The sequence below is a fragment of the Enterobacter cloacae complex sp. 394I7 genome (assembly GCF_057320345.1).
On the sequence record NZ_JBXWCR010000001.1, the window covers coordinates 1259871 to 1285262 of the forward strand.

The 25392-nt window shown below is 52.1% G+C and carries 31 protein-coding genes; 6 read left to right on the forward strand and 25 right to left on the reverse strand.

Translation table 11 applies throughout. The annotated features are described in order from the left end of the window. Window positions 1-5 precede the first annotated feature (5 nt). The 17 genes from AC2FAP_RS06100 to AC2FAP_RS06180 form a co-directional block, all read right to left on the reverse strand. Window positions 6-2348, reverse strand: coding sequence for a phage tail-collar fiber domain-containing protein (locus AC2FAP_RS06100; RefSeq protein WP_485452858.1), 2343 nt, complete (start codon window positions 2346-2348; stop codon window positions 6-8). 11 nt (window positions 2349-2359) lie between these two features. Further along, complete coding sequence (locus tag AC2FAP_RS06105) at window positions 2360-2890, reverse strand: phage tail protein I (protein ID WP_050737060.1); 531 nt, start codon at window positions 2888-2890, stop codon at window positions 2360-2362. After that, window positions 2883-3791 carry a baseplate assembly protein gene (locus tag AC2FAP_RS06110; protein WP_485452859.1) on the reverse strand — a complete coding sequence of 303 codons (909 nt, stop codon included), beginning with the start codon at window positions 3789-3791 and terminating at the stop codon, window positions 2883-2885. Before AC2FAP_RS06110 ends, AC2FAP_RS06105 begins: the two co-directional genes overlap by 8 nt. Before the next feature lie 5 nt (window positions 3792-3796). Continuing rightward, window positions 3797-4147: a GPW/gp25 family protein gene (locus AC2FAP_RS06115; protein ID WP_485452860.1), complete on the reverse strand. Its 351-nt coding sequence runs from the start codon at window positions 4145-4147 to the stop codon at window positions 3797-3799. Continuing rightward, entirely contained in the window at window positions 4144-4785 is a 642-nt protein-coding gene (locus AC2FAP_RS06120; RefSeq protein WP_485452861.1) for a phage baseplate assembly protein V, read from the reverse strand. The genes AC2FAP_RS06115 and AC2FAP_RS06120 overlap by 4 nt, the downstream gene beginning before the upstream one ends. A 212-nt stretch (window positions 4786-4997) precedes the next feature. Then, on the reverse strand, window positions 4998-5984 hold the full coding sequence (locus AC2FAP_RS06125) for a hypothetical protein (protein WP_485452862.1): 987 nt from the start codon (window positions 5982-5984) through the stop codon (window positions 4998-5000). A gap of 100 nt (window positions 5985-6084) precedes the next feature. Then, entirely contained in the window at window positions 6085-6546 is a 462-nt protein-coding gene (locus AC2FAP_RS06130) for a phage virion morphogenesis protein (protein WP_485452863.1), read from the reverse strand. Next, entirely contained in the window at window positions 6539-7006 is a 468-nt protein-coding gene (locus tag AC2FAP_RS06135; protein ID WP_485452864.1) for a phage tail protein, read from the reverse strand. The genes AC2FAP_RS06130 and AC2FAP_RS06135 overlap by 8 nt, the downstream gene beginning before the upstream one ends. Next, a complete protein-coding gene (gene lysC / locus AC2FAP_RS06140) occupies window positions 6969-7214 on the reverse strand; it encodes an Rz1-like lysis system protein LysC (RefSeq protein ID WP_485452865.1) in 246 nt (81 codons plus the stop codon). The genes AC2FAP_RS06135 and lysC overlap by 38 nt, the downstream gene beginning before the upstream one ends. Then, window positions 7102-7527 (reverse strand): Rz-like lysis system protein LysB, encoded by a 426-nt coding sequence (gene lysB / locus AC2FAP_RS06145; RefSeq protein WP_485452866.1) that lies wholly within the window; start codon window positions 7525-7527, stop codon window positions 7102-7104. The genes lysC and lysB overlap by 113 nt, the downstream gene beginning before the upstream one ends. Beyond that, window positions 7524-8033 carry a lysozyme gene (locus tag AC2FAP_RS06150; protein WP_193136867.1) on the reverse strand — a complete coding sequence of 170 codons (510 nt, stop codon included), beginning with the start codon at window positions 8031-8033 and terminating at the stop codon, window positions 7524-7526. The genes lysB and AC2FAP_RS06150 overlap by 4 nt, the downstream gene beginning before the upstream one ends. Next, a complete protein-coding gene (locus AC2FAP_RS06155; RefSeq protein ID WP_014170137.1) occupies window positions 8017-8238 on the reverse strand; it encodes a phage holin family protein in 222 nt (73 codons plus the stop codon). Before AC2FAP_RS06155 ends, AC2FAP_RS06150 begins: the two co-directional genes overlap by 17 nt. Continuing rightward, window positions 8229-8432, reverse strand: a complete 204-nt coding sequence (locus AC2FAP_RS06160) for a tail protein X (RefSeq protein ID WP_063848548.1) — start codon at window positions 8430-8432, stop codon at window positions 8229-8231. Before AC2FAP_RS06160 ends, AC2FAP_RS06155 begins: the two co-directional genes overlap by 10 nt. Next, on the reverse strand, window positions 8432-8938 hold the full coding sequence (locus AC2FAP_RS06165) for a head completion/stabilization protein (protein ID WP_485452867.1): 507 nt from the start codon (window positions 8936-8938) through the stop codon (window positions 8432-8434). Before AC2FAP_RS06165 ends, AC2FAP_RS06160 begins: the two co-directional genes overlap by 1 nt. 99 nt (window positions 8939-9037) lie before the next feature. After that, window positions 9038-9793 (reverse strand): phage terminase small subunit, encoded by a 756-nt coding sequence (locus tag AC2FAP_RS06170; RefSeq protein WP_485452868.1) that lies wholly within the window; start codon window positions 9791-9793, stop codon window positions 9038-9040. A gap of 2 nt (window positions 9794-9795) precedes the next feature. Beyond that, the gene (locus AC2FAP_RS06175; protein WP_485452869.1) at window positions 9796-10863 is read right to left on the reverse strand and encodes a phage major capsid protein, P2 family; all 1068 of its coding nucleotides are present in this window, start codon (window positions 10861-10863) and stop codon (window positions 9796-9798) included. Window positions 10864-10918: 55 nt separating this feature from the next. Next, window positions 10919-11773, reverse strand: coding sequence for a GPO family capsid scaffolding protein (locus AC2FAP_RS06180; protein ID WP_485452870.1), 855 nt, complete (start codon window positions 11771-11773; stop codon window positions 10919-10921). A gap of 166 nt (window positions 11774-11939) precedes the next feature. Between AC2FAP_RS06180 and AC2FAP_RS06185 the strand changes: the two genes are divergently transcribed. Next, window positions 11940-13709 carry a terminase ATPase subunit family protein gene (locus tag AC2FAP_RS06185; protein ID WP_485452871.1) on the forward strand — a complete coding sequence of 590 codons (1770 nt, stop codon included), beginning with the start codon at window positions 11940-11942 and terminating at the stop codon, window positions 13707-13709. 1 nt (window position 13710) lies between these two features. Then, window positions 13711-14736, forward strand: coding sequence for a phage portal protein (locus AC2FAP_RS06190; RefSeq protein WP_485452872.1), 1026 nt, complete (start codon window positions 13711-13713; stop codon window positions 14734-14736). Here the strand turns inward: AC2FAP_RS06190 and AC2FAP_RS06195 are convergent. After that, window positions 14733-14888, reverse strand: a complete 156-nt coding sequence (locus AC2FAP_RS06195; protein WP_485452873.1) for a hypothetical protein — start codon at window positions 14886-14888, stop codon at window positions 14733-14735. The two genes, AC2FAP_RS06190 and AC2FAP_RS06195, sit on opposite strands and share 4 nt — an antisense overlap. A gap of 188 nt (window positions 14889-15076) precedes the next feature. Here AC2FAP_RS06195 and AC2FAP_RS06200 point away from each other — a divergent pair, with 188 nt between their 5' ends. Both AC2FAP_RS06200 and AC2FAP_RS06205 read left to right on the forward strand, forming a co-directional pair. Next, window positions 15077-16111, forward strand: coding sequence for a DNA-processing protein DprA (locus AC2FAP_RS06200; RefSeq protein ID WP_485452874.1), 1035 nt, complete (start codon window positions 15077-15079; stop codon window positions 16109-16111). A gap of 1 nt (window position 16112) precedes the next feature. Next, the gene (locus AC2FAP_RS06205; RefSeq protein ID WP_485452875.1) at window positions 16113-17387 is read left to right on the forward strand and encodes a hypothetical protein; all 1275 of its coding nucleotides are present in this window, start codon (window positions 16113-16115) and stop codon (window positions 17385-17387) included. A gap of 173 nt (window positions 17388-17560) precedes the next feature. Here the strand turns inward: AC2FAP_RS06205 and AC2FAP_RS06210 are convergent, their stop codons facing one another. The 6 genes from AC2FAP_RS06210 to AC2FAP_RS06235 form a co-directional block, all read right to left on the reverse strand. Beyond that, window positions 17561-19753 (reverse strand): replication endonuclease, encoded by a 2193-nt coding sequence (locus tag AC2FAP_RS06210; RefSeq protein WP_485452876.1) that lies wholly within the window; start codon window positions 19751-19753, stop codon window positions 17561-17563. Beyond that, window positions 19750-20571 carry a hypothetical protein gene (locus AC2FAP_RS06215; protein ID WP_088126776.1) on the reverse strand — a complete coding sequence of 274 codons (822 nt, stop codon included), beginning with the start codon at window positions 20569-20571 and terminating at the stop codon, window positions 19750-19752. The genes AC2FAP_RS06210 and AC2FAP_RS06215 overlap by 4 nt, the downstream gene beginning before the upstream one ends. Window positions 20572-20583: 12 nt before the next feature. Beyond that, window positions 20584-20862 (reverse strand): DUF5405 family protein, encoded by a 279-nt coding sequence (locus tag AC2FAP_RS06220; protein ID WP_088126646.1) that lies wholly within the window; start codon window positions 20860-20862, stop codon window positions 20584-20586. A 22-nt stretch (window positions 20863-20884) separates the two neighbouring features. Then, window positions 20885-21103, reverse strand: a complete 219-nt coding sequence (locus AC2FAP_RS06225; protein WP_063444016.1) for a DUF2732 family protein — start codon at window positions 21101-21103, stop codon at window positions 20885-20887. A gap of 66 nt (window positions 21104-21169) precedes the next feature. After that, window positions 21170-21670, reverse strand: coding sequence for a replication protein B (locus AC2FAP_RS06230; RefSeq protein ID WP_485452877.1), 501 nt, complete (start codon window positions 21668-21670; stop codon window positions 21170-21172). Window positions 21671-21836: 166 nt separating this feature from the next. Continuing rightward, entirely contained in the window at window positions 21837-22112 is a 276-nt protein-coding gene (locus AC2FAP_RS06235; protein ID WP_059354248.1) for a regulatory phage cox family protein, read from the reverse strand. Window positions 22113-22236: 124 nt separating this feature from the next. On the opposite strand from AC2FAP_RS06235, the gene AC2FAP_RS06240 reads away from it, so the two are divergent. Then, window positions 22237-22536 carry a transcriptional regulator gene (locus AC2FAP_RS06240; RefSeq protein ID WP_485452878.1) on the forward strand — a complete coding sequence of 100 codons (300 nt, stop codon included), beginning with the start codon at window positions 22237-22239 and terminating at the stop codon, window positions 22534-22536. A 96-nt stretch (window positions 22537-22632) separates the two neighbouring features. After that, window positions 22633-23643 carry a phage integrase gene (locus AC2FAP_RS06245; protein WP_485452879.1) on the forward strand — a complete coding sequence of 337 codons (1011 nt, stop codon included), beginning with the start codon at window positions 22633-22635 and terminating at the stop codon, window positions 23641-23643. A gap of 112 nt (window positions 23644-23755) precedes the next feature. Here the strand turns inward: AC2FAP_RS06245 and AC2FAP_RS06250 are convergent, their stop codons facing one another. After that, window positions 23756-25306 (reverse strand): methyl-accepting chemotaxis protein, encoded by a 1551-nt coding sequence (locus tag AC2FAP_RS06250; protein ID WP_449541658.1) that lies wholly within the window; start codon window positions 25304-25306, stop codon window positions 23756-23758. Window positions 25307-25392: the final 86 nt, after the last annotated feature.

A 25392-nucleotide genomic window follows, 5' to 3' on the forward strand; every position in this document is an offset into this window, starting at 1 on the left:
TTATCCTATTTACCAAATGCGACCCAGAATGCTGTTTTTTCAGGATTGCCGTTCGCACCATAATTAAAACCAGTTTTACTGTGGCTTAACGATCTGATGTTGCTTGATGAGTCGGAAAGGTTACCTGTGCCTGCATCGCTGAGCGTAAGCAGGACGCCCATGCAGAAATTAGGGAACGCCTTAGGAAAATTGACGGCTGTGTTGTAGCCCGTTCGGGTTACTGTTCCCATCTGTATAATCAGACCGGTCGAATTGTCCTGCTGCCACCCTCCGGTAGCAGAAAGAGAAGCGGTGTTTTTGGCATTGTATCCCGCATCACTTTGCGCTTTGGTGTAGTACCGGGCATCGCTCTCAGCCTTGGTATACGCCCCCGTTTTCGGCATATACCCTGCGTCTGATTGCGTTTTGGTGTAGTAACGCCCGTCAAAGTTCGCAAAGCTACCCGGAATGATCTGACCCGGCGCAGAAAAGTTACCGTTAGTATCCCATTTGAAATTAACATCCTGGACGCCACTTCCTTTCATATGCAGGTGCCACGAAAGAGCGTCACCACTTACCAACGTACCTAAGGAAAAAGCCCAGGAGTTTTTACCGGTGATGGATGCCTGTTGTTTAATTATCGGATGGTATTCACTTGCACCAGTGGTTGAATATGAATTAAAAAACGGGGCTTTCGTGCCATATTGATTAGCCCAGCCATAATTCCCGCTATAACCCGCTGTAATTTCCTTTGATGCATAAATTGTGTTGCCTACAGTCAGTGGCGTTTCTGACTGCAGCGCGCCGGTTTCAAGGCTCACGCGTAATGGACGGATTGCATTATAAGCTCCGTAAGCGTCGCCCTTATTGGTCAGCATGAGGTAAAGGTTATACCCGTCATTACGCCAGAATGTACCGTAGTCACCATATGCAATACGGTAACTGTTAGCCGAGCTGGATTGCACTTCCCCGCCTGCGCGTAAGTATCTGCTAAATTGCCCCGCGCCGTTCATCTGAAATAGTAACGAGCCATCTTTACTTCGCTGAGAATAAAAGTGATAGCCCGAGTCATCAGACAATTCAACGACAGTTGGTCGGTCTGCATTCCCCCAAAGGCGCAAGGTGGCGTTTTTGTCAGACGTATTTGAAGAAACGAAGGAAAACTTTTTAGCGTTCCCTGAATAAAACCCGCCATTTTGCGAGGTGAAATGCCCTCGCGCTCTGACACCGGTGCTGGTATTGATTGCCAGCTCCTCCTGTGCATCGGTGGTGCCTGTCGCCAGACGATACTCGCCACCCTGAACGGTTTCATGCCAGATAGTATCCGTCCCGCCTCCGCGCATTTTACGCAGATAATTTTTATTGCCCGTCGCAGCATTGGAAAGTGCCGTCATGTTATAGGTCGACTGCGCTACTGAGTCCTGATTTAACGTTCCGGTCATACTGTCGCCGGATTTACTGACTCGCTCACTGGCATTTTTATTAGCTGCAGCGGCGTTGTCGTTTGCGGTTTTAACCGCTTTCGGCGTCGCCGCCAGTGTCTCAGACGTGCTGTCGGTCGCGCTGCTGAGCTGGACGATGCCCTTTTGCGCCGTGGTGGCGTCCTGAGCCGTGTATTTCCCTTTCGCAAGGTCATATGCAGCCTTAACCGCTTTCGGCGTCGCTGCGAGCGTCTCAGACGCGCTGTCGGTCGCGCTGCTGAGCTGGACAATACCCTTTTGCGCCGTGGTGGCGTCCTGAGCCGTATATTTCCCTTTCGCAAGGTCATACGCCGCCTTGACCGCTTTCGGCGTCGCTGCGACGCTCTCAGACGCGCTGTCGGTCGCACTGCTTAGCTGAGTGAAACCCTTTGCGGTGAGCGTGGCGTCAGGATGGCGACGGGACTGCTCATGCTCCGCGAGCTTATCGTCGACGTAGTCCTGCGTGGCCATCACCGTTGAGGTATCGATCGTCAGCTCGACTGACTCGATGTCGCTCACCATGATAACCATACGCACGGTCTGCGCACGCCCTGAGCCCTCAGCGAGCGCGGGTTTGTAGCTTTCGGCCATGTTACCCACCGCAATCAGCGTGCCGGTGTCATCATAGAGCCCAATTTCACGCATCCAGAAACCGCCGGTTTCAGGCGGGATAAGCAGCTCCGCCACGACATAATTTTTATTCTTTTTTTCCTGGCTGATTTTATTCAGTGCGTGACGCCAGACCTCTTTGACAAGCTTTGTCTGGTTAGGGTCAGGCACCGGCAGCGTGCCGCCACCGTCACCCACGGCCATCGCTGTAAAATTAACTTTTTTCCCGTTCGGGACGGTCGCTGCGGCCAGCTTGATTGCACCGGCTTTGGTGATGACCGTTTTGTATTTCACTGTCATTGTGCTCTCACTTATCCGGGGTAAACCGTGATGATGTCGCCGTCATATGTCAGCGCACCGGTGTAGAGATAGCCCGGCACATCCTGAATGATGTTAAGGCCGATAAGATGGCGACTTGCTGGCTTTGCATCAGCAATAAGCCGCTCCATTTCGTAATACATTTCCTCGGTGATGCCCGTCTCTAACACGCCGATATCGAGGCGAAACGTGCCGGGCGGGTCACTGGTTTCCCACCACTCAGTAACGTTAATCAGATAGCCGAGGGGCTCCACCACACGACGCACCGCCCCTATCGTTCCCTTGTGCGCGTGGATGTACCACGCCGCACGGATCACTTCCCTTTTTGTGGCCTCCGTCCATTTCTCATCCCAGCGGTCAACGGAAAACGCCCACGCCAGCCACGGCAGCAGGTTTGCCGGGCAGTCGTCAGGGCTCCAGAGACGGCGCAGGGGAACGGGGGTATTTTCGATTTCAGCGCAGGCGCGCGCCGCCGCCACCTCAAGAGGCGACGAGCCCACCGGCAACAGTCGGGTATCATTCATCGTTGCCCCCGATGGTCACGCTGTACTCGGTGCACCATGACGCCTGAGTCTCATCGAGCACGATGTCAGCCACCGGCGCGGCCAGCTCGACGCGCTGCACACCCTCAACGTGGAGCGCGGCATAAATCGCAGATTTACGGATGTCACGCCCGAGCCGGTGCTGTGCGGTGATATACGCCTGCAGTTTTGCTTTTGCCGCACTGAGTACCGGCTCACTTTCGGGACCGGGGTAAAGGTAAAGCGACGCGGTGATTTTATAGTCGACAATTTTCGCTGACTGCACGGTCACGCGGTCGGCCACCGGCCGGACGTCCTCGTCGTTAAGCGCAGTGCGCACGTTGGCGAGCAGTTCGTCAGAGGCCACGCCGTTATTTTCACGCGACAGCACCGACACGGTCACACACGCAGGCTCGGGACTTATGACGGAAATATCCGCGACACGCCCGTCAGCGCTGCGGCCATGAAACTGATATGCGCCGGTTGAGCCTGCGGTACTCAGTCCCTCAAAAGCCTGCTGAATGCGCAGGCGATAGTCGGTGTCCGACTCCATCACTGCTGGCGTGGGCGGAAACGTCGTGTCGTCTGCAGGCGTGATGACGAGGCGCTCGACGTTATAATTTCCGCCTATCTGGTCAAGGTCGGCATCTTCCGCATACGCCAGCATGACCGCACGCGCAGCCTCGTTGACGCGCTGTCGCCAGATAACTTCCCGGTAGGCGTTTTCCTGCAGCAGCTTAACAATCGGCTCTGATTCGAGCGTCAGGGTGCGCGCGACGGCCTCCTGTTGTTCTTCTGGGTATAACGAGACGAGCGTTGCCTTGCGCTCGCTCAGGATGCTCTCATAGTCCAGCACTTCCACGACATCGGGCGCGGCGAGCTGGTTCAGGTCAACAATTGCCATAGCGTTTAACTCAGTGGAATGGTGAGGGAAAAGGGCTGGCCGCTGGCCGAGTGCGTGCCGGTGATGTCGACATACAGCCCGCCGTCATTATCCGACCGCTCAAAGGTGATGCTTGTCAGGCTGACGCGGGGCTCCCATTTCTGGATCGCGGAATAACACGCGGCCATAATCTGCAGGCGCAGCGCCGGGGTCTGCGGCTGGTCAATCAGTGCTGACAGGAGCGAGCCGTATTCACGGCGCATGATGCGCGAGCCAACCGGCGTAACCAGAATGTCGCGCACGCTTTGCCTGATGTGCTCGACCTCAGAGATACTGAGGCCGGTCTGGCTGTTCATACCGAGATAACGCACCGTCATTGTGTCCCCTTAGTCCAGCTCCCGCCGCTCTGTACGTTGCCGTGCGCGTGGTCATCCACCTGCACGCCGTTGCTGATAAATTTCCCGCCGGTGTGCTCGATGTTCCCGGTCATCTTCCCACCTTTCTGCACTTCGAGCGTGCCGGTTGTCAGCTTGTTAGTGCATACCACCTCCGGCGTATCGAGCGTGATGCGGCTCGATGCTTTCACCAGCACCACCGGCACGGTGGCCGTAATGGAATCCAACGCGGTGACGTCTGCGGTTTTGATGCCTGACACAGTGAGCGCGCCGTTTTCGGGCTCGTACTCAATAACCGCCCCGTCAGGAAAGGACACGTGAAGCGCATCAGGGGAGGCAGACGGCGCGGGATGGTCATCCGAGAAAATGCCGGGCAGCACAAATGCCGTATCGAGCTCGCCGCCGATCGCCAGCAAAAGCACCTGCTCGCCAACGGATGGAGCCCACCATACGCGCGAGCGACCGGCGCGGCAGGTTAGCCAGTTCAGCCAGGTGGTTTCCATGCCGCCGGTCTGGACACGACAAAGCCCCTCGTCGTGGTCGACGTCGGTCACGATGCCGGTGCGGATAAGGTTGCGGATCGCGCGTGCGATTTCCTGAAGAGAATTTAGATTATTCATGGGGAAAGGATGCCGCCGGTCGAGGCCAGCGGCAATTGAGTGGGGTTTTGTGTGTAATGACACAACAGGCATCAATGTAGCTAGATTGAAATTGTTTATTTTAGAATCTTTTCGAATAGGCACCTAACCGAATAAATACCGCATTATTACCTGACATCTAGCGCATTTAGAAACAAGGCGCATATTTAATGCGCCCAGTTAATTCAACCCTTTCAACTTCCCTTAGAAGAGGCTTCTTTCCTTACCTCGAACTTTCCACCCTTGAACATAATATTCGAATCTTTGATACCATATAGTAGCATCTCGTAAGGATGATTGATTTTTTGTTCTTTCGTAGCAATGCTAGAATTAATCAATTGAAGCAAAGCAACATGATGCTCATTTGTTCCTAGTTCCACCATCTTAGCTGCCATGCAATTAACCTGTTCTCTTTTTAAAAAGTCCTCTCTCAAAGAAAGCAAAGTTAAACTGCGAGCATTGCAAAATTTAATCATATAAACTACAAAGGCACCCAACCCAATATATGAAAATGATACCGCCATATAAATAGCTGGAGGCGTAACAACACTCTCCCTAACCTGCCCCAACACTAAAAACCCCAATAAACCGAAAAAATAAATAAAATTAACGAAAATAAACATGTTACTCATTAATGCCTTGGTACTTCGCGTGGCATTGTACTCTTTTTCTAAATGTTCCAAAAATGAGGAAATCTTTATTAAATTAAGCCGCTCCAAGGTCTTCTCTTCCAAATCTTGAAAACGACCATCATTTCGTATTAGCTTATCTGTAACTTTCTCTACCGATATCTTTATAGATGCGGCAATAACATCTTCAATTTCCTTTTCAGAGTTGGCTTTTGACAGTACATCCTTTGTAATCTCACTCTGTTTAGATTCAATCAGTTTATTTAGAGCATCCTTATATTCAGTAAAACCATCACTACCAACTTCGCTCAATAATATTTCGCGAACATGTTTTTTTAATTGCTCCTCAGCAGTCACCTTCTCTTCCGAAGTAATATCCTTATCTACAGAATCGTAACGATCACTCCCTGCATCTAGAAGATTACGGGATATAAACTTATAAAACGGTTTGCGCAGAGCAACAAAACCAACAACAATTAATAATATAAATGGCGCGGCATTAATAAATGACCTTGTAAACTCAAAAATATATTGATCCACAGTAAATTTCACCTAAGTAAAGTTCCATGCACATATCATCTTACGTCATACCGATTTTGACAATAAAAATATGCACCCTCACTGAGCAAGTTATGCAACAAAGATAAAATGACTACTTATTACAATCACTATTCAAGTGTACAAGAATCAAGTTTTCAATGGCGTGTTTACTATCCTTGTTTAATCCAAGTAGCTGGCGTTCCGGGTATTGCATGGCACAGCTATATGGATTTGGTCGATCTCTAAGTCCAAACTGATGCACCTGTGCAATGCGTTGCACCCTGCCAGTAAACTCCACCACTGCTGCATCATTACGGCCAGTGGCTTTCATGTAGCGGCTTGTGCGGAGCTTCTGGAACATCGCCCGTTTAATCCGACCGGTTTTAGCCCTGAGCGGCTGACGCTTTCGCGCCTGATACGGTGAGCCATTCGGTGCTTTCTGCAGCTTGATACGTTGCTGTTGCGACTTGCGAAGCTCCTTTGCTATCTCTCCGGCCAGCTTACGGCGCGCAGCCGGTGACAGGGCAGCAATCAGACCATTGAGCCGGTCTTCAAAGGGCTTAAATTCACTCATCCCATTTGCTCACCAGTTCGCCGTTGATATAGAGCTCTTTTGGCCGGGTGACGGGCTCCGGCAGCGGCGGCTCAGGGGCATAGCTTACGTGCAGCGCGCCGTTTTCCTCTTTGATGAGGGTGCGCTCGGTGAGCTGCAGGCTGATACTGATATCGACGCTGTCCCCGTCGTTCAAATCCATCTGGAAACGGTAGCCCTTTTTGCGGCCGTCATCGAGCATGCAGATATCCGGCTGGTTTTCCCTGAGCCATGCGGCCACCGGCACGAAAATCAGGTCAGGGTCGCCCACAAAGTCACACACGATCACATTCAGGGTGTAAATTTTCTCATGCGACAGCGAGGCCGCGAGCCGCGCGTCGATATTGCCCTCATCGGCAAAGATGCGCATCATTTCGGGGTTTGTTTCAAGCTGCGGAACGGCTTTAATCAGCGCCTCGCGCAGGCTGCGTGCTTTCTTCATCGAGTTTATCCTGACAGTCTTTGACGGTTTCAACCTGCAGCGCGCAGGCGGCGAGCGCGTGCTCAAGCCTGCGAATATCGGCGCTCAGGTCGCCATTAGTGGCCGGGTCGCTTCCCGGCATTGGGCAATAGCTCACCTTCGGACAGGCGCTGTAAACAATGACCGGCGGAGGCGCAGGCGGCGCGGGTGTGCAGCCGACGCACAACATCAGGCAGCTCAGCGCTATACCAGCGGCGTAGGGTTTCATTCTCATTTATCAGCCTCGTAATGGTTTCTTCACGCCGCACGGCCATTGCACCGGCGGCCAGCAGTTCGCCGCGTAGACTGACCTGCGCGGTTTCATTTCGCCTGGCAATTCCCTGCGAAACGGAAAGCTGATTTTTCAGCATTCCGATCGCGGTTTTTTGTTCAGTGGCGACCCTGTTCGCCCGTTCAAACGAGCGCGTCAGGTTGCCGTTTTCATGACGCTGCCAGAGCACAACAGCAATCAGCGCGACCAGTAAAAACAACATCACTTTCATTGAATCCCCCTGAGGCAGTAAGCACGCTCGCGCGCGCGGCGGTTCTCTAGCCCCTTGTTAATTTCGCCGTTCACGTAAACCCAGCGAGTGAGCTGTTCGCACGCCTGCGGCCATTGCTGGCGCTTGATAAACGAGACCAGCGTCGACCGGCAGGCCGCGCCGGTTCCCACGTTGAAAGAGAAGCTGACCAGCGCGTCGTAAACGTGCTGCGGCATTTTCACCGGCGCGCATACACCCAAACGTTTCTCGACGCTCAGCACATCCGCGACAAGGTTCGCCGCCGCCTGACGCTCGGTGATTTCCCCTTTCGGGACGACGCCTGCAGTGTGGCCGATGCCTGACGTCCACACTCCCGCGCTGCACTGGTAAGGCGTCAGGCGACAACCTTCAAGGTCGGCAATCAGGGCCAGCCCTTCGGGCGAGGTGTTAAGCAGACGAAAGTCAGGCATCAGCGCAGCCAGCGCCAGCACTGCGGCCACACTGCATTTCTTAACGATTGATTTCACGAATAGCCCCTTTATCGAGTCCGAGCGATGTCAGATAGAGGTACGTCTTGCGCTTAAACCAGTAGTTCGTCAGCGCGGTAAAAATGGCGCATCCGCCACCCACGTAAAGCGCCATCTTTTCGGGTGAAATTGCCCCGAGATACGCCAGCGCAACGGCCAGCCAGTAGGCTATAAACGTGGTGATTTTTTCCATGCTCAGTCCCATAGATTCACCGTTTCGGTTCTGGCCGCGCTGTCGGTCTCGGGCAGCTCAATTGCCGTGCCGTGCGGCATAATGACGCCGAGCTCAGACAGGCCGGGATTAGCCTCCAGCACGGTTTCGACCACGCCCTCAGTGCGCCCGTAATATCGAGCACAAATCGCGTCGAGGGTGTCGCCCTGCAGCGCATACGCTTTCATCAGATTTGCCCCACAATACAGCGCGCTTTGTCCTGGATGCGCGCCACTGACCAGCGCATATCCCGCCACATCTCATCGATAGTGCTGTCGATGCTGTCGGCCTTTTTGTCACCTTTGGCGGTCGCATCCGCGCCGCGAAAGCGTTCATAGAGCGTGGCTGTCGTCATGGCACACACGGCGTTGAAATAGTGGAAAACGCGCACGCTCTCACCGTCGAGCTGGTCGGTCGGGACATCCGCCAGCGTGGAGTGACCGGCTTCGAGCTGGCGCTCGCGCCATTCGCTCAGCTCCGCATTTGTCTCCGCGATGGCGGTCTTAATCGCCCGGCGCAGGCGCACGGGGGAAACGGTTTGCTCTAAACGCATTTCCTCCCGCACGCGCTTCGGATCCACGTCAGGAAAAAACAGGGTGTTTTTGATTACCGGCTCGCTCACGCCCGGTGGCGGTATCACCACGCCCGGCACATCCTGCGGCTCTTGTTTTGGCTCAATAATCAGCGTCGTCATGACAACCTCGGGTAATAGGTGGGCGGTGGACGCCGTTCGCAGTCAGGGTAAGGAATACCCGCATTGAACGGCGTGCCGCCCGGCTCGGGGAGCGCTCGGTTAACCTGCGGCTTTTGCCGCCTTTGGTGGACGCCCGCGCCGTGCCGCCGGTTTAGCGGCAGGTTTGCGCGTGCGCGGTTTAGTCGTTTTGGTTTTCGGGGCGGGTTCAGGTTTTGGCCTGAGCTGACGCTCTAACTGCTCGATATCCTTTTTCACCCCGATAGTGCTTTCTAACTGGATCGCACGCTGTAGGTGCGCCAGCGCCTCCGGCAGTTGCTTCGCCTCACGCAGCACGTAGCCAGTGATTTTGTGCAGCTTCGCACGCACGATATCGGGCATATCCGCGCGCTCCGTCAGCGCAATGGTGTCGAGCAGGTTTGCCAGTTCGACCGGCTGTTTTGCAACGAGCAGGCGCTGCGCGGCGAGCGTGACCTCTTCGGCCAGCAGGCACGGCGTCGGACGGCGACCGACCGGCATGGTGAGGCCGTAGGTCATGGCGTAACGGGCTATCTCCAGCGCCCCGGCGATATCGTCAGCATCGAGACGCCACAGCATGACCGTCATGACGATGTCATCCTGCGCCCCTTTACCACTGTCGAGGACGCCAGCCACCCACGGCAGATAGAACGGCAGCAGCTCGCGTTTTTTCGCGGCTTTACGCTCTTTTGAACTGATTTGTTTTAGCGTGCGGTTGTCTGCGGCCAGCTTAACGAGCATCTGCTCATATGCAGTTGCATTGCGCAGTGGGACAGCAGCCCGCCGCGCTGTTTCAGAGGCCGAGACCCGCATCATGTGACGCGCTGCGGGACTCGTCATGGTTACTCCCCGCCTTCCGGTGCAGCAGGTGCGGTGAAGTCACCGAGCGTGATGTTTTCAATCAGGCACCCGGCGGCGTAAGCCTCGACCACGTAGTCGATATTCATTGACTCGTAGTTTTCGACGCGGTCTTTTTTCGGCTCTTCGATGATGGCGCGGCGGTGTGCGTCATCCATAAAGTAAATCGACAGGTTGTCGAGGCGCGTCACCATCAGGGCATTAGCCGGGAAGTACGGCACGCGCACGGCTGGCAGGTTGCCGATTCGCTTCTGGCTGATGATGATGTCAGCGGCCAGCGACTCGGTGTTTGCCTGCTCTTTGTTAACGATAGGGAAATATTTATCCGCCATCAGCTTACGCCCGGTGATGACAACCAGCTCCGGGTCATCCTGATAAATCTCGTCAATCAGATTGCCGGTGGCATCCATGACCAGCGCGTCGAGGTTCGCATAGTCGCCGTTTTTACCCACGCGGATCACTTCAGAAATTACCTCCCCTTCCTCGTCGGTAATTTTTGACATCACGCGCGCTGGCGCTTCATTGCGGTACTTCTGCAGCCAGCCGGTCGCCACGTCCTGCAGCATAGGGTTTTTCGCACGGTCAGACGTCGCCGCGCGCTCGATGCCGTTGAAACCGGCCATGATGAAATCGAGCGACTGACGCTTGATAATCGCGTCGCGGATACGGGTCTGGAAGTCCTGGAATCGCGCCCACAGGTCGAGCTGTTTGTAGCGGATATGGAAGTCAAAGTTAATCTGCGCGCACTCGTATTTGTTAGACTCCAGCGCGGTGAAATCAGCGGTTTTACGCTCGTCGTCACCGGTGGTGTCGGCAGTGCTGGCAATCGTACCGTTAACGCCAACCCCGACTTTTTCGCCTTTAAGCTCGTCGACCGGCACGATGTTGATTTTGGTCAGAAACGCGGATGACATCTGCAGGGTAGTCATCAGGGTTTGCGTGACCGACGGCTCGACGGTGAATTTCTTCGCCACGTCATCGGTGGAAATACCGTTCAGCTCCGCGACGCGGGACAGGTAGGCATTAAATTTGAAACGGGTATCTTTACGCATGGTTATTCCTGTTCGGGTAAAAGGGTTCAGGCCGAGCAACGCGCCCGGCTCGTTATCAGCAGTTGGTCAGCAGCTCGTCGCCCGTACCGCCTTTAGAAAGTTCGCGGCGCGGCTGGCTCTGGCTTTCGGTATTATCGAGGGAGCTTTTGAGGGCGTTAAACGCCTGCGCGCTTTCTTCCGCCTTGCTGGTCACGTTCTGCTTAAGCTGCGCAAAAGCGGTCTCCAGCTCGGTGATGCGCTGGTCGGTGGCGCTGAAATTGGTTTGCACCTGCTCGGTGATGGTGGTCACAGCCTCATGCACATCCGCGAAACGCGCGTCATCGCTGACCTGCTTCCGGCTGAAAATGGCCTTAACCATATCGGTAAGGCTGTTGAACATGGTGTCGGGAACGTCCTCGAATTCCAGCTCAGCCAGTGAGGCGACAGAAAAAACGTCGTCCGGCTGGTCTTTTTTACCGGCGAGCGGGTTCTGCGCGGCGCGGCTGCAGAATTCGAGGTATTCGGTGCCGAGACTTGCCGGGTCATCGGTGACGGCAAGGCCAACGAGGTAACATTTACCGCTGTTGGCAAAGTTCGGGCGGATCTCCATGGAGGTGTAAACCTTCTGTCCGGCCTTCACCATGCTGACCAGCTCGTCGAGCGGGGCGATTTTGCCAAACAGCGCTTTTTTGCCATCGAGCGCAGAACTATCGCTGATAATCTCCGCCTTAAGCTCGGTCACATCGCCATAACGTTTAAACTGGCTGTCAGGCATCAGCCCCCGGATATGTTCGAGGTTGATGCGGCAGCCGTAGACGCGCGGGTCGAACGTGTCAGCCATATCCTGAATATCATCGCCGCTGATGACACGGCCATCGCAGGTGTCACCCTCGACGCCGATGCGAAACCATTTAGAAACTTTCTTTGCCATTGTTCAGGTGTCCTGATGTTAGGTTTTCGGGTCGGGATTAGTTTCCCGACTCCTTTCCGCATCAGCCACCGTTTGCGCTCCTGTTAGATCTGATACAACAGTCACTTAGCGCGAATAACCCCCTATTTCCTTAGCCTTGCCACGTCACACCAAAAACGAGGCAAGCATGACCATTTCAACTGACCTTTCTGTGTTAAATGACCCGCGACGACAGGCGCGGCTGTTGTACTGGCAGGGGTTCGCCGTGCCGCAAATCTGCGACATGCTGCAGCTCAAGCGCCCGACCGTGCAGAGCTGGAAACAGCGGGATGGATGGGAAGAAACCGCGCCGATTAACCGCGTGGAATCGACACTAGAGGCGCGGCTTATCCAGCTCTACGCTAAGCCAGACCTGACCGCGCATGACTTCAAAGTCGCGGATTTTTTGTCGCGCCAGATGGAGCGGCTCGCGCGCATTAACCGCTACGGCCAGACCGGAAACGAGGTGGATTTAAACCTCAATATCGCCAGCCGTAACAAAGGGGATCGCAAAAAGCCGAAACGCAATTTCTTCAGTGATGAAGCGATTGAAAAGCTGGAAGAGATTTTCTTCGACCAGTCGTTTGACTATCAGCTCCGCTGGCATAAAGCGGGGTTAGAGCACCGCATCCGCCACATCCTGAAATCCCGCCAGATTGGCGCGACGTTCTACTTTGCGCGCGAGTCACTCCTGCGCGCGCTTAAGACCGGGCAAAATCAGATATTTTTATCGGCGAGTAAAACGCAGGCGTATGTGTTCCGAAAGTACATCATCGCCTTTGCCCGTCTGGTTGACGTCGACCTGTCAGGCGACCCGATCGTCATCGGCAACAATGGCGCTGAGCTGATATTTCTCGGTACCAATTCCAACACCGCGCAGAGCCATAACGGCGACCTGTATGTCGATGAAATTTTCTGGATACCAAATTTCCAGAAGCTGCGCAAAGTCGCCTCCGGTATGGCCTCACAATCACACCTGCGCACAACCTATTTTTCGACCCCGTCGACGCTGGCTCATGGCGCTTACCCGTTCTGGTCAGGTGAGCTGTTTAACCGTGGCCGCAGCAACCGCGACGAACGTGTCGACATCGATATCAGTCATCAGGCGCTTGCCGGTGGCGTGCTGTGCGGTGACGGCCAGTGGCGGCAGATTGTCACCATTGAGGACGCGCTGGCCGGTGGCTGCACCCTGTTTAACCTCAACCAGCTCAGGCAAGAAAACAGCGCGGATGACTTCCGTAACCTGTTTATGTGCGAGTTCGTCGACGATAAGGCATCGGTATTCCCGTTCGAGGAGCTGCAGCGCTGCATGGTCGATGCGATGGAAGAATGGGAGGACTTTGAGCTGTTCGCTGACCGTCCGTTTAACTGGCGCCCGGTCTGGATTGGCTACGACCCTTCACACACCGGCGACAGCGCAGGCTGTGCGGTACTGGCTCCGCCGGTGGTTGCCGGTGGCAAGTTCCGCATCCTTGAGCGTCACCAGTGGAAAGGAATGGACTTTGCCGCGCAGGCTGAGGCCATCCGTGCGCTGACCGAGAAATATACCGTCGACTACATCGGCATCGATGCGACCGGCATCGGCCAGGGGGTTTACCAGCTCGTGCGCTCATTCTTCCCGGCGGCGCGCGCCATCCGCTACACGCCGGAAATGAAAACCGCAATGGTGCTGAAAGCAAAAGACACCATTCGCCGCGGGTGTCTGGAATACGACGCCGGTGCAACCGACATCACGCAGTCATTTATGGCTATCCGCAAAACCATGACCAGCAGTGGCCGCAGCGCCACCTACGAAGCCAGCCGCAGCGAGGAAGCCAGCCACGCGGATATCGCGTGGGCGACCATGCACGCCCTGTTAAACGAGCCGCTTTCCGCCGGTAGCGGTATGCAATCAAGTTCAATTCTGGATATTAACTAAGATGAAAAAACGCCAAAACAAACAGCCAAAACAGACCAGCATGACCGCCAGCGCGCCGCAGAAAATGGAGGCGTTCACCTTTGGTGAGCCGTCACCCGTTCTGGATCGCCGCGACATCCTCGACTATGTCGAGTGCATCAATAACGGCAAATGGTACGAGCCGCCGGTCAACTTCTCTGGACTGGCAAAAAGCCTGCGCGCAGCCGTACACCACAGCTCCCCGATTTACGTAAAGCGCAACATTCTGACCAGCACCTTTATCCCGCACCCGTTGCTGTCTCGTCAGGACTTCAGCCGCCTTGTGCTTGATTATCTGGTGTTTGCCAACGGCTATCTCGAGAAGCGCATGAGCGTGACCGGCCAGCTCTTTAAACTGGAAACCTCCCCGGCCAAATACACCCGCCGTGGCGTTGAGGATGGGGTTTACTGGTACGTGTCGGACTTCACCCACCCGCACCAGTTCGCCCCCGGTTCGGTGTTTCATCTGCTTGAGCCCGATATTAATCAGGAGCTTTACGGGATGCCGGAATACCTGAGTGCACTTAATTCCGCATGGCTGAATGAATCCGCCACGCTGTTTCGTCGCAAGTATTACCAGAACGGCGCGCACGCGGGTTACATCATGTACGTGACCGACGCGGCGCAGAGCAGCACTGACGTTGAGTCGCTGCGCTCCGCGATGCGGGATTCGAAAGGGCTAGGTAATTTCAAAAACCTGTTTTTCTACGCCCCCAACGGGAAACCGGATGGCATCAAGATCGTGCCGCTGAGTGAAGTCGCCACAAAGGATGATTTTTTTAACATCAAGAAGGTGAGCGCCGCCGACCTGCTCGATGCGCACCGCGTACCGTTCCAGCTCATGGGTGGCAAACCTGAAAATATTGGCTCGATGGGCGATATCGAGAAGGTGGCGCGGGTTTTTGTGCGCAACGAACTGACGCCGCTGCAGGAGCGTTTCAAAGAGATCAATGACTGGCTCGGGATGGAGGTGATCCGCTTTAAGGATTACAACATCGAGACCGACTAAACCCCGCCCCAAATGCCGTCTCCGGGCGGCACATCTTCAAAGCGTGTCAGACGGTGCACACGCGACGCAATCACCACCGCATCACATTGACCGCCCCCACAGCACAGCACGCCGCCACGACGCGCACAGACGCGCAAAATAAATCCTGTCATCACGTCTGGCGCGCAGTGCTATCCCCGCCTCGCCTGCCCGCTTAACCTGTCGGTTTTGATGCAGCTGCATGTGACCGTTAAACGTTGATTGTACAAGACATGAGGTTCATTATTTTATTGTTTTTTTTGCATGCAATCTGATGCAAGAGCATGCACTCTAAAGTCTTGCTTCAACGTGCTACACTTTTATGCAAACCTATGATAAAAGCGATAAAAACACTTCCATTTTGGCGAACATTATGACGGATACTGAAACAGCTCGATGGAACACAGAAAGCGCCGCTTTGTTGGCGTTATCAGAAATACGTGGCGTTAGCTATTGGTCTTTATATAAAGTTGCTCAAAAGGGGATTCGTTTCAGAGACTTAGTCACCTGCCAAACCTTAGCCAACTTTGAGTCGCTACTCGGAGTAAAACTTCATCGCCAACCCTATTCTTTAAATGAAAACAATTGGTCTGTCTTTCGGGATGGTATGATTTCAGCGGCAAAAAGCTTGCTCACACATTATCACAATAGTGGTTATAAAATTATCCACCATGGTTCTCCGAACTATCCAAAAAAATTGAATGACCTAGCAGAACCGCCTTTCTGGTTGTTTGCTCAAGGCGATGTATCCTTGCTAGATAAAAAGTGTGTGGGCGTTGTCGGCACCAGGAACCCAACCGCACTGGGAGTTTATTTAACTCAAGCCGTAATCTCGCAATTTATAGATTCAAACTATGCGACCGTCAGCGGTTTGGCATATGGTATAGATCAATCCGCACATGAAGCATCCCTTTTATTTAAAATACCTACCATTGCTGTATTAGGTACTGGGGTAAACTCAAATTACCCCAAAAATAGTGGTGAGATGAGAGGTCACATTGTGAGTAACGGAGGACTAATTCTTACAGAGTATCTGCCAGACCAAAAGCCATCTCAGGAAAATTTTGTCCGTAGGAATAGAATTCAAGCAGCTTTAAGTGATGTGTTAATTCCTGTTGAATGGAGTCTGAAAAGTGGTACTTCTCACACCGTGAGATATGCTGCCCAATTAAAAAGAGCAATACTTTGCCCTTTACTTAGGGGAACTACTGCTCAGGAAGAAATAAAATACGCCCTATCCGAATATTCAGCCATGATAATGAACACTCCATTATCCGATTTTAAAGACGTGCAAAATCTGATTAAATTAGCATCAAGTGTAAAAACACAGCAACTCTCTCTTCTTGGAGATGAATAATATGCACTTAAAAGCAGTTATATTTTCAATAGCAGATGTTGTATTACCATTGACTTCTAACACTCAACCTCGGGAATTAAAATCACGAATAGACTCTGAGTTACACAGGTTGTTTGCATTTTTGTCATCAAAGGAAATTAAAGTTATCTTTTTGACAAACACCAATAGAAATGTCAGAACACATGAAGGTGTTGTCACATTAGACGAATATTTAAGAAATAAATTCCCAGAGTCAGTTCATTTTTGTCGCGAACTTAACCGCGACATACCAGCAAAGCAAACAGGGAAAGCCATAGATTTCATAATGGCTTCCTTAGAATTAAAACGAAACGAAATGATTTATGTAGGACGCTCTGAGGAAGACTTGCAAGCAGCTACCAACGGGAACACCTTATTTATCAATGCGACTTGGTACGAACCGGTTACAGATTATGGCTTTCAATTTTCAGAACCAAAAGAGATCGCTAGATTTATTGATGTTTTTTGCTTAAGAGAACAGTTGTGGGGATGGCAAGGGCATTTTAATGAAGATGTTCACTATTATGCATTAGCCCCATTTAGTACTTATGTAGCCGAATTTACCATGTATTCCGCAAATGCAAGAGCCCTTGCAAAGCTATCGATTGGAAGCCCTGACTTTTGGATAAGATACCTAGGTGCCAGCATATACTTCTCTGGCTTAAGCGAAGGAGCAAGCTTTATAACCACCTACGTTGGGCATAATGCTGACGACCCTTATAAACTAGCAGATATAATGGAGCATGATCTAAAGGGCTTAGCTGTCTCATTCAAAGGGAAATATCTGAAAGATTTATTCTTACGGCATACAACAGCTATCAAATCACAGCAAGCAAGGATAGATAGGCAAGGGGTCAAAATCACATCGCAGATAAATACGGTAAATTTAAACCCTTCACCAATTAAAAACCTCACCACTGGCGAAAGATATGTCAATAAACCTACATTAAGGGGTAAGAAAATATTGGTTATTGATGATTTCTGTACTGAAGGTAATGCTCATGAAACAGCAAGGATGTATCTCAAAGCTGCAGGAGCCAATGTTATTAATATATCGTGGTTAAAATTCATCAATCGTGACGTTGCTATCTGCGAGCCGACTTGTAGGGTAAGACCATGGGAAGCGAACACGCTTGACGCTGATGATATTAACTATGTAGGCACGATCGGCTATGCTGAAAATGTTGCTCGCGGTGGTGCACCTCAGGAATTATCAGAAAAAATCCAGCAATATGATAATTGGGACTGGCCAGAATAAATTACCCCACAATTCAAAGTGTCCCCCTGAGAATGGGGTACACTTTGAATGCTAAGCAAACAATAATCCTTACTAACACTTAATCGCATACTTGACACTTCAATTGCTTTATTTAAGTTTACTATTTTCTAAGCCGCCAATGTGAACCACGACTCCTTTGTAATCTAATTACCTTACCACTCATCCATCACCGAATATTTGAATTTTTTATCGCCATAAATCATCGTCGCCCCACGCGCCAGCGCTTCAAGCTCCCACCGTTCCGGGGTAATGCCCTCCTGAGCTAAATCGAAACGAATTTTTGCGACGCGATCCCTTTCGTGCTTTGTCATCCTGGCTGATGGCGCTTGCTCGCTTGTTTTGAGCGGCGCATCGCTTCTTTGCTGCCGATGTTTGCTCGGTGCACCAGCTTTTAACGCACCGTTAAGCACCTTCACGACCTCTGGCTCATTCCAGCCGATAATCCCGCGTTCAATCAGATTTAACACCGCTGCGGCTTGCTCAGACGGTGTGGGGGTCATAACTGGATCGCCACCGCCGGTGAGCTTTCCACAGTTATTGACAGGACTCCGAGGCGCGGCAGAGCCGCTTTTTAAGGTCAAAGGCTCAACGGCCAAAACCTTTGGAACGATACGCCATTCGGCTGTACGGGTTACATGGACACGGTCAGTCCCGAGATGAGGGGCATAAATACCGACCACCCTCTCGATATCTTCCTCGTACTCGTTAACCTCATCCGTCACCTTACGGGCGACCCTGACGGCCTGAGCATCACGCGGCATGTTTGCCCCACCCTGCGCGATGATGTACCGCTCAAAGTCACCCTCATCTGCAGCAGCTCGCGCGGCCTCGACCCTGTCGTCAAACTCGCAGGCAATACTCACCCCACGTGGCAGTTTGCGCAGTTCGCGGTAAGCGCCCATCGTCGGGAGACCAATCGGTTTAAACTGAGGGATGCGCCATGTTGACGCCCATGCGGTGACGGCTTCGGCCGTATCTTTCAGAGGCTTGCCGGTGTCGTGATCGAGCTGGCCGTCGAGTGCGTAACCGTCGATATTTTTTGCAATGTATTTAGCGATATAACCCGCCGCTCCGCCCTGATTAAGATGGCGTGACTCAAAGCGCTGTTTTGACGCGCCCTTTTCGTGTCCGTCCTCTTTGAGGGCATAACGACGCATAATTTCGTTAATGGCTTTACGCTGACCGGGTTTGCAAAAAAGCATCATGTGCCAGTGTGGCGTGCCGTCGTGGTGCGGTTCGACAACGCGCATCCCGTAAACATCTAAATCGTTATCTTTGAAAGCTGTACGCATCAGGCTCCAGATTCGGCATAGATAGCGCTGGCCGTCTTTGGGTGTGAATGCTGTTTCGTTCCAGCCGTGATTAAGCTGTACCGTTTTGCTTTCACCTTTGCCAACCTGACGGGTCGGGTGATACTTCGATGGCGTGGTCAGCGTGATAAACATCCCCACGTCACCAACGCTGGTCGCGTAGCGTTCAATCCCGGCGATAGTATTCATCAGCTCCATACGACGTATTTCAGGGTTCGAAATACTCCCCATGACCTTGCTTATGAGGTCAATACGTTCGCCAGTGATTTTGTTTTCCAGTTCGCAGGATTTCAGGTATTCGAGATTAGCCAAGCGGCGCGCGTGAACATCGCGGATCGCTATTTTGCTTGCGTAAGGTGAACGGTCTTTGTTGACCTCACCTGCTGCGATGAGCAGCGCCTCGCGCCAGCGCATCCGCTGCGCCTTGAGCTGGTTGACCCACCACTCGTCTTTAATCAGTCGTGAAATAGCGGAAAATGCCATGCGGATCGTCATCTGACCCTTATGGTATTTTTTCCAGTACATCGGGGTGATGTTAAATGCGCGAGCAACACCGGCCACTTGCCCGTATAGGTGCGACTGAGCTTCATCGGTGAAAAGTGTCTCTTTCCCGCCGTGCGCCTCCGCCCAGGCGTCGCTTAACTCCTCGTATTTGCTCCAGAGCTGAGAGGCAATTCTGGCCGCAAATTTCCTGAGTTCTTTGTCATTCATATCTGGTAAGCGCGCATACTGGTCGCGCTCGGACAGAAAACCAATCGAGGCGGATTCATTCATCCCGCACAGCTCATTAACACGCTCAAGACGCGGCAGCAGCTTGCGCTCAAACGTGTTTTTAAGGAAATACAGCCCACCCAAAGGGCTCTTTTTACGGCGGATGAAGTTATAACGCGCTGTAAACAGGGTTTGCAGGAAAAATGGCAGACGGTCAATACGGTTTAAAACACCTTGCACCTGACGGAGTTCGGCACGTGTAAGGGGTCTGTCGCGGCCAATGGCCTCGCGGGATTTATTCCAAGGGTATGTGAAATCAGTCATGCCACCAAAAGCTCCAACTGTTGCGGATGCTTTGGCATTTCAGACCAGCATTGAATTGCAGGAGGCGTGACACTCTCGATCGCGTTTTTCAGAATAGCGCAGCGACCAATAAGAATGGCGGCTTTAAGTTCACGCTCACTCAGTTTCTGGTTGTAATCCGCCTCCTGAATGAATCGAGTTATCTCAGGGTATTTGCTTGTAAATTTTGGAATATTAGAGGCGAGATTTGTGCTATCTGCAGTAGCAAGCGGATAGTTTCCAAGGACACGGCCATCCAGCATACGAAGGCCATGAATTTTAGTTTTAAAGCTATGTTTCAGATAAATTGCATCGAATGCTTCACGCATCCTGCGATGCCAGCGCTCAGTCCTGATGCTGGCATATTCACCAGATGAGCCAAAGCACACCCGAGGCCATTCATTACAAAGCTCAACCAGTCGGTCTAATGACTCATGAAGATGCCAGACAGGCGCGGCTTTATCCCGGAAACAGCGAGGCATTGAATCGATAAGGGCATCATTGTCAGCTTCTCCACCCTCAACCACATCAGGTATAACAAAGAAAGACACCTTTGGGTGATGATAGTGGGGCAATAACCACCGATAAAACTCCTGCCAATTGATAACAAGACCACGTTTCCACGCGGAAAAAGCCCCATTATCAATAGCAACGGCGCAAGCATATTTAATCGAGGCGGCGAGCTGGTCAGGTCTGGCAAAAGAAACAAAAGCGCCAGCACCATTCACTGCAACACGATGAACGTTACCGGCGTCTCCCCATACTGGCGTGCCGTGATAATGGATAATCGAATCCGTCATCATCAGCACAGCCTAGCTCTTAGCCTTTGAGCTGAAAGCTTGCTGACATTTTTCTGCCAGCCGCTCAACCTGCTTTTCTAAATCCGAAAACTGACGGGACTCACCTGTTAAAATTTTATGCAGTAACAGACCCGAAACGAGCTTAGAAATGGTCGGGTAGTAACCCACAACGTCCAACCATTCCTTACCTTCATTCTTCCCGGATGTAGCGGTCTTTTTTTCCTGCAATATGAATTGATAGCGGTCACTGGTGATGACGTACTGGTTATTAATCTCGATGCGTATGCTCATTTTTGCTTCCTGTTAAAAGTGGTTAGCCAGCCCTACCAAAAATTGAGTTGTGTAACTTTTCCGACTCCTGACCTAATAACTCGATAATCTCGGTACGATTAAGTTCTGACTTACTGATGTGCGCGATAAGCCCGTCAAACTGAGAAGAGAAACGGGTCGCCGTGTCGCGCTGTGCCTCGCTTACTGCCTGCGCTAGAAGTGCCGAATACATCCCCCGTTGCGCTGTATTTTGTTTTTGCATTTGCCTATCTCCGGACAAAAGGAGTCCCCACGCTGTAAGGCGCGTAATAAAACGAATCGAGATTAATTAATGTAAATACTGCTCAGGTTTTACCGAGGTTAAAATGGTTGGTGCGTACTCAAAAAGGCTGAACAGCTCTCGCAGAGCGCGGAAAAGTTTGTCACGCCAATAACAGTCATCTTCATTCAAACGCCAGTGCGGCATCATAAATTCCTGCTCTGTTAGTCCCGCATGAAGAAACAGTGATCGCCTTTGGCTAACGGTCAGGCGGCTGATGAAAGTTGCTTTCGACACTCCAAGTTGGCGGTGCCGGGCGAATGCATTTCTCAATTCATCAAGCGCGCAAACAAGACGCTCACGATCAGCTTCGGTCATTTCCTCTAAGCGCATGACAGAGTGACGCTGTTTTAATTGAGCGTGGAAACAAACCGTAAGACGCTCCCGCTCCATCATATGATTGTAAAAATCGCAAGTGTCTTGCCAGCGAGGCTGAGCCAGATACTTGCAGACCAGACCGCGAAGTGCTGTTGGTTGCTTCTGGATCACATCAAGTGTCATGACCGTCATAACCACAGTCCTCTCTTTTTGACCAGGCGGCGAAGCTTCTCGATAACACCCGTCTTACGGGTTCGGATGATGATGCCCTTGCGTCCGCGACCATGAGTGATAGTGAAGTTGGTAGGTTTAGGGCTTTCTCTTCGAAGCAACTGAGCAATACAGCGAGGTTCATTATTCATACTGGCTCCCCTAACCCGAGCCACATCAGCCAACCGTCTCTAATTTCCTTCGGGCGGCTGTCATAGGCCATCTTCATGCCCTTGTTCCACGCTGGCAGGTAAACCCAGTATTCCCCTGCGCGCCCACTCGTTGACTGGGGATCAGTCATCTCGACTACAGGCAGCTTGCCCTTCTCAATCATGCCTTTAACTGCTGCGGGTGTTTTACCAATAAGACGGGCAAATTCCTGATATGGAACCGCATCTGTTCTGCTTACAAGCTGGTTAGTCATCTGCTACGATTCTCCTTTAGTGTGATTAATTGCTCTAAATAGGGTTTAGTTGCTCTAAAAGGTGATTCATCTATCGGCTAGTTAAATCTACGATAGGTGATAATGTTCAACTATAGGTGATTTTATGTCAATACAGATCCATGAAAAAATCAAGCTGATAAGAGAGTCAGAAAGGTTAAATAGGCGACAATTCAGTGAGTTAACTGGAATCGTTTACGGTTCTTTTTGTAGTTATGAAGCCGGTGACAAAAAGCCGGGAGTCGAACAAATCATGAAAATCCTCCAGCATCCGCGCTTCACGAAATACACCATGTGGTTTATGACTGATCAAATAACACCCGAAGCTGGGCAGATTGCACCGGCTCTCGCGCACTTTGGGCAGCAGACAACAACGTTACCCCACTCAGACCAGAAAACTGGCTAACCATTTACGGCGCTTTTTTGTGCAGCAAATGCACAGTGAGTTTTTGCTATTTAAATCAGGAAATTGAAGTACGCAGTAACATCATCGGGAGGCTTTATGTCTGTTAAAAAGCTCGATGATGGTCGATATGAAGTGGACATTAGACCGAGCGGGCGTAACGGAAAACGCATCCGTCGGAAGTTCGACAAGAAAAGCGAGGCGATGGCTTTTGAAAAGCACACTCAATATAACCATCACTCAAAGGAATGGCTCTCAAAACCAACGGACAAACGCCAATTGTCAGAACTGAAAGAGTTGTGGTGGAAGCTGAAAGGTAAACATGAGGAGCACGGTCAATCGTATCGCAGGAAAATTGAGCGTTTCGAAACGATGACCGGTAACCCATGCGCTTTCCAGATCACCAAGAGCCTGATAACGCAATATTGTGCTCAACGCCGGGCTGAAGGTATTAAGCCAACTACCATCAACCGCGACCTGATTACATTAGGTGGGATGTTTACTACCCTGATTGAGTCAGAAATGTATAACGGCGAGCATCCGTTTAGGGGGTTCAAAAAACTGAAAGAGCAGACTGCCGAAACGGGCTATCTCACTCTTGAGGAAATTGACGCCTTACTGGCAGCGCTATCAGGAGATAATCGTAAAATTGCCGTCTTGTGTCTGAGTACTGGGGCAAGATGGGGTGAGGCTGCAAGGCTGAAAGCGGAGAACGTGATTCATAACCGGGTGTCTTTCGTTAAGACGAAAACCAACACACCGCGCACGGTCCCGATCTCTGATGACGTTGCGGCTTACGTAGTCGGCAAAACACGAGGCTTTCTTTTTCCTGAAGCCAGTTATCCTGACTTCAGGCGAACCCTCAAAGGGGTTAAGCCCGATTTACCGGCCGGACAAGCAACACATGCGCTACGACACTCTTTCGCCACGCACTTTATGATTAACGGGGGCAACATCATTACACTGCAGAGGATCTTAGGTCATACGAAAATTGCGCAGACAATGGTCTATGCGCACTTCGCTCCTCAGTACCTGCAGGATGCGATTTCGCTTAACCCGCTGAAGGGTGCTAATGGTGGTCAGAGTGTCCACAATGTGTCCACACCCTAGCCGCTTTTTATAGCTTTTGACTGCTAGTAGTAAAACGTGAAGCCTTGTCTGGCGCGGCTTTCAAGTTACGCCAGACATTAAAAAGGCTCCCTCAGGAGCCTCTCATTATCAATCAAGCCTGCGCCGGCAAACTAAAGCTCGAAATACTCCTTGAGAGCTGCTGCGCCTGCTCTTCCAGGGAAGCGGCGGCTGCGGCGGATTGCTGAACCAGCGCGGCGTTCTGCTGGGTCACGCCATCCATCTCTGTTACCGCCTGTCCGACCTGACTGATCCCACGGCTCTGCTCTTCAGAGGCCACGGAGATCTGCTCCATCAACGTATTCACTTTATTCACGGAACTGATAATTGAATCAATGACCTCGCCTGAGCGGTTCACCAGTTCAGCACCGTTTTTGACGCTGGAAACCGACTGGGCAATCAGGCTTTCAATGTCTTTCGCGGCAACCGCGCTTTTCTGCGCAAGGGTGCGCACTTCACTGGCCACCACGGCGAAGCCGCGTCCCTGTGTGCCGGCGCGTGCTGCTTCAACCGCGGCGTTGAGTGCCAGAATGTTGGTCTGGAAAGCAATGCTGTTGATGACGCTGGTGATGTCCTCGATGCGCTTAGAGTTCGCCGCGATGGTATTCATCGTTTCGATCACTTCGCGGGTCACGGCCTCACCGGTGTGCGCATTGTTCACCGCGTCCTGCACCAGTTTTCCTGCCTGGTGAACGTTATCGGTGTTATTCGCCACGGTCGCGCTCAGCTCTTCCATGCTGGCCGCCGTCTGGGTTAACGCGGAGGCCTGCTGCTCGGTGCGTGAAGCCAGATCGATATTCCCGGAAGCAATTTCCTGCGCGGCGTGGGTGACGGTATGGCTCGCGTCACGCACCTGGGCGATAGTCGACAGTAGCGCCTGGCGCATCTGCTCCATTGAGCCCATCAGGTGATCGATTTCATTGCCGGAGGTGCCTTTTACCGGCACTGGAATGTCCAGTTTACCGGCGGCAATTTGGCTGCAGTGCTCGCGTACCAGGTTGACCGGCGCGAAAACAAAGCGCTTCATCAGCAGGCTGACGGCAACAATCACGATTACAAACAGGAAAGCAATCGCCGCAATGATCGCCAGACCGGAGATGAAATTACTGCTCGCATCCTCGTTCAGGGTTTTGGCATATTTCTGGTGAACCGCAAGCACCTGATCGAGAACGATTTCATACTGACGGTCGAGGCGGGACACCTCCGGGATAAGCGCATTAAACTTCGCGACATCGTGCGCAGCGGCGGCGTCAATCAACGGTGCCAGCCCCTGGTTACGGTAGTTTTGCCAGGCATCCTGATACGCGCTCACCAGCGGCGCTTCATCCGACAGGCGCGGAGACGCCATAAACGCCGCAAAGGCATGATCCGCTTTTGTGAGGGCCTCTTTAACCGCGGAAAGTTTCGCTGACTCATCAGCCGAGTTCCCCGCTTCCACCATCTTTACGTACTCCATCACCCTGACGCGCAAGGTACGGCTGTGGTTGATGGGGTCAATGATCGACAGCACAACCTGGATTTCTTTGTTCACATTATCCAGGGAATTATTACTTTTAATGATGAGGCCAACGCTGGTAATGGTGCTGACGACAAAGAAGAAAAGCAGAGCAAAAAGGACAATCAGGGATGATTTTTTTAACGACATGGACCGATACCTCAAGAATAAACATTCCCTATCGTTATCGGCCGATCCAAAACTTAAATTAATTAAAGTTATTAACGTTTCCCTTC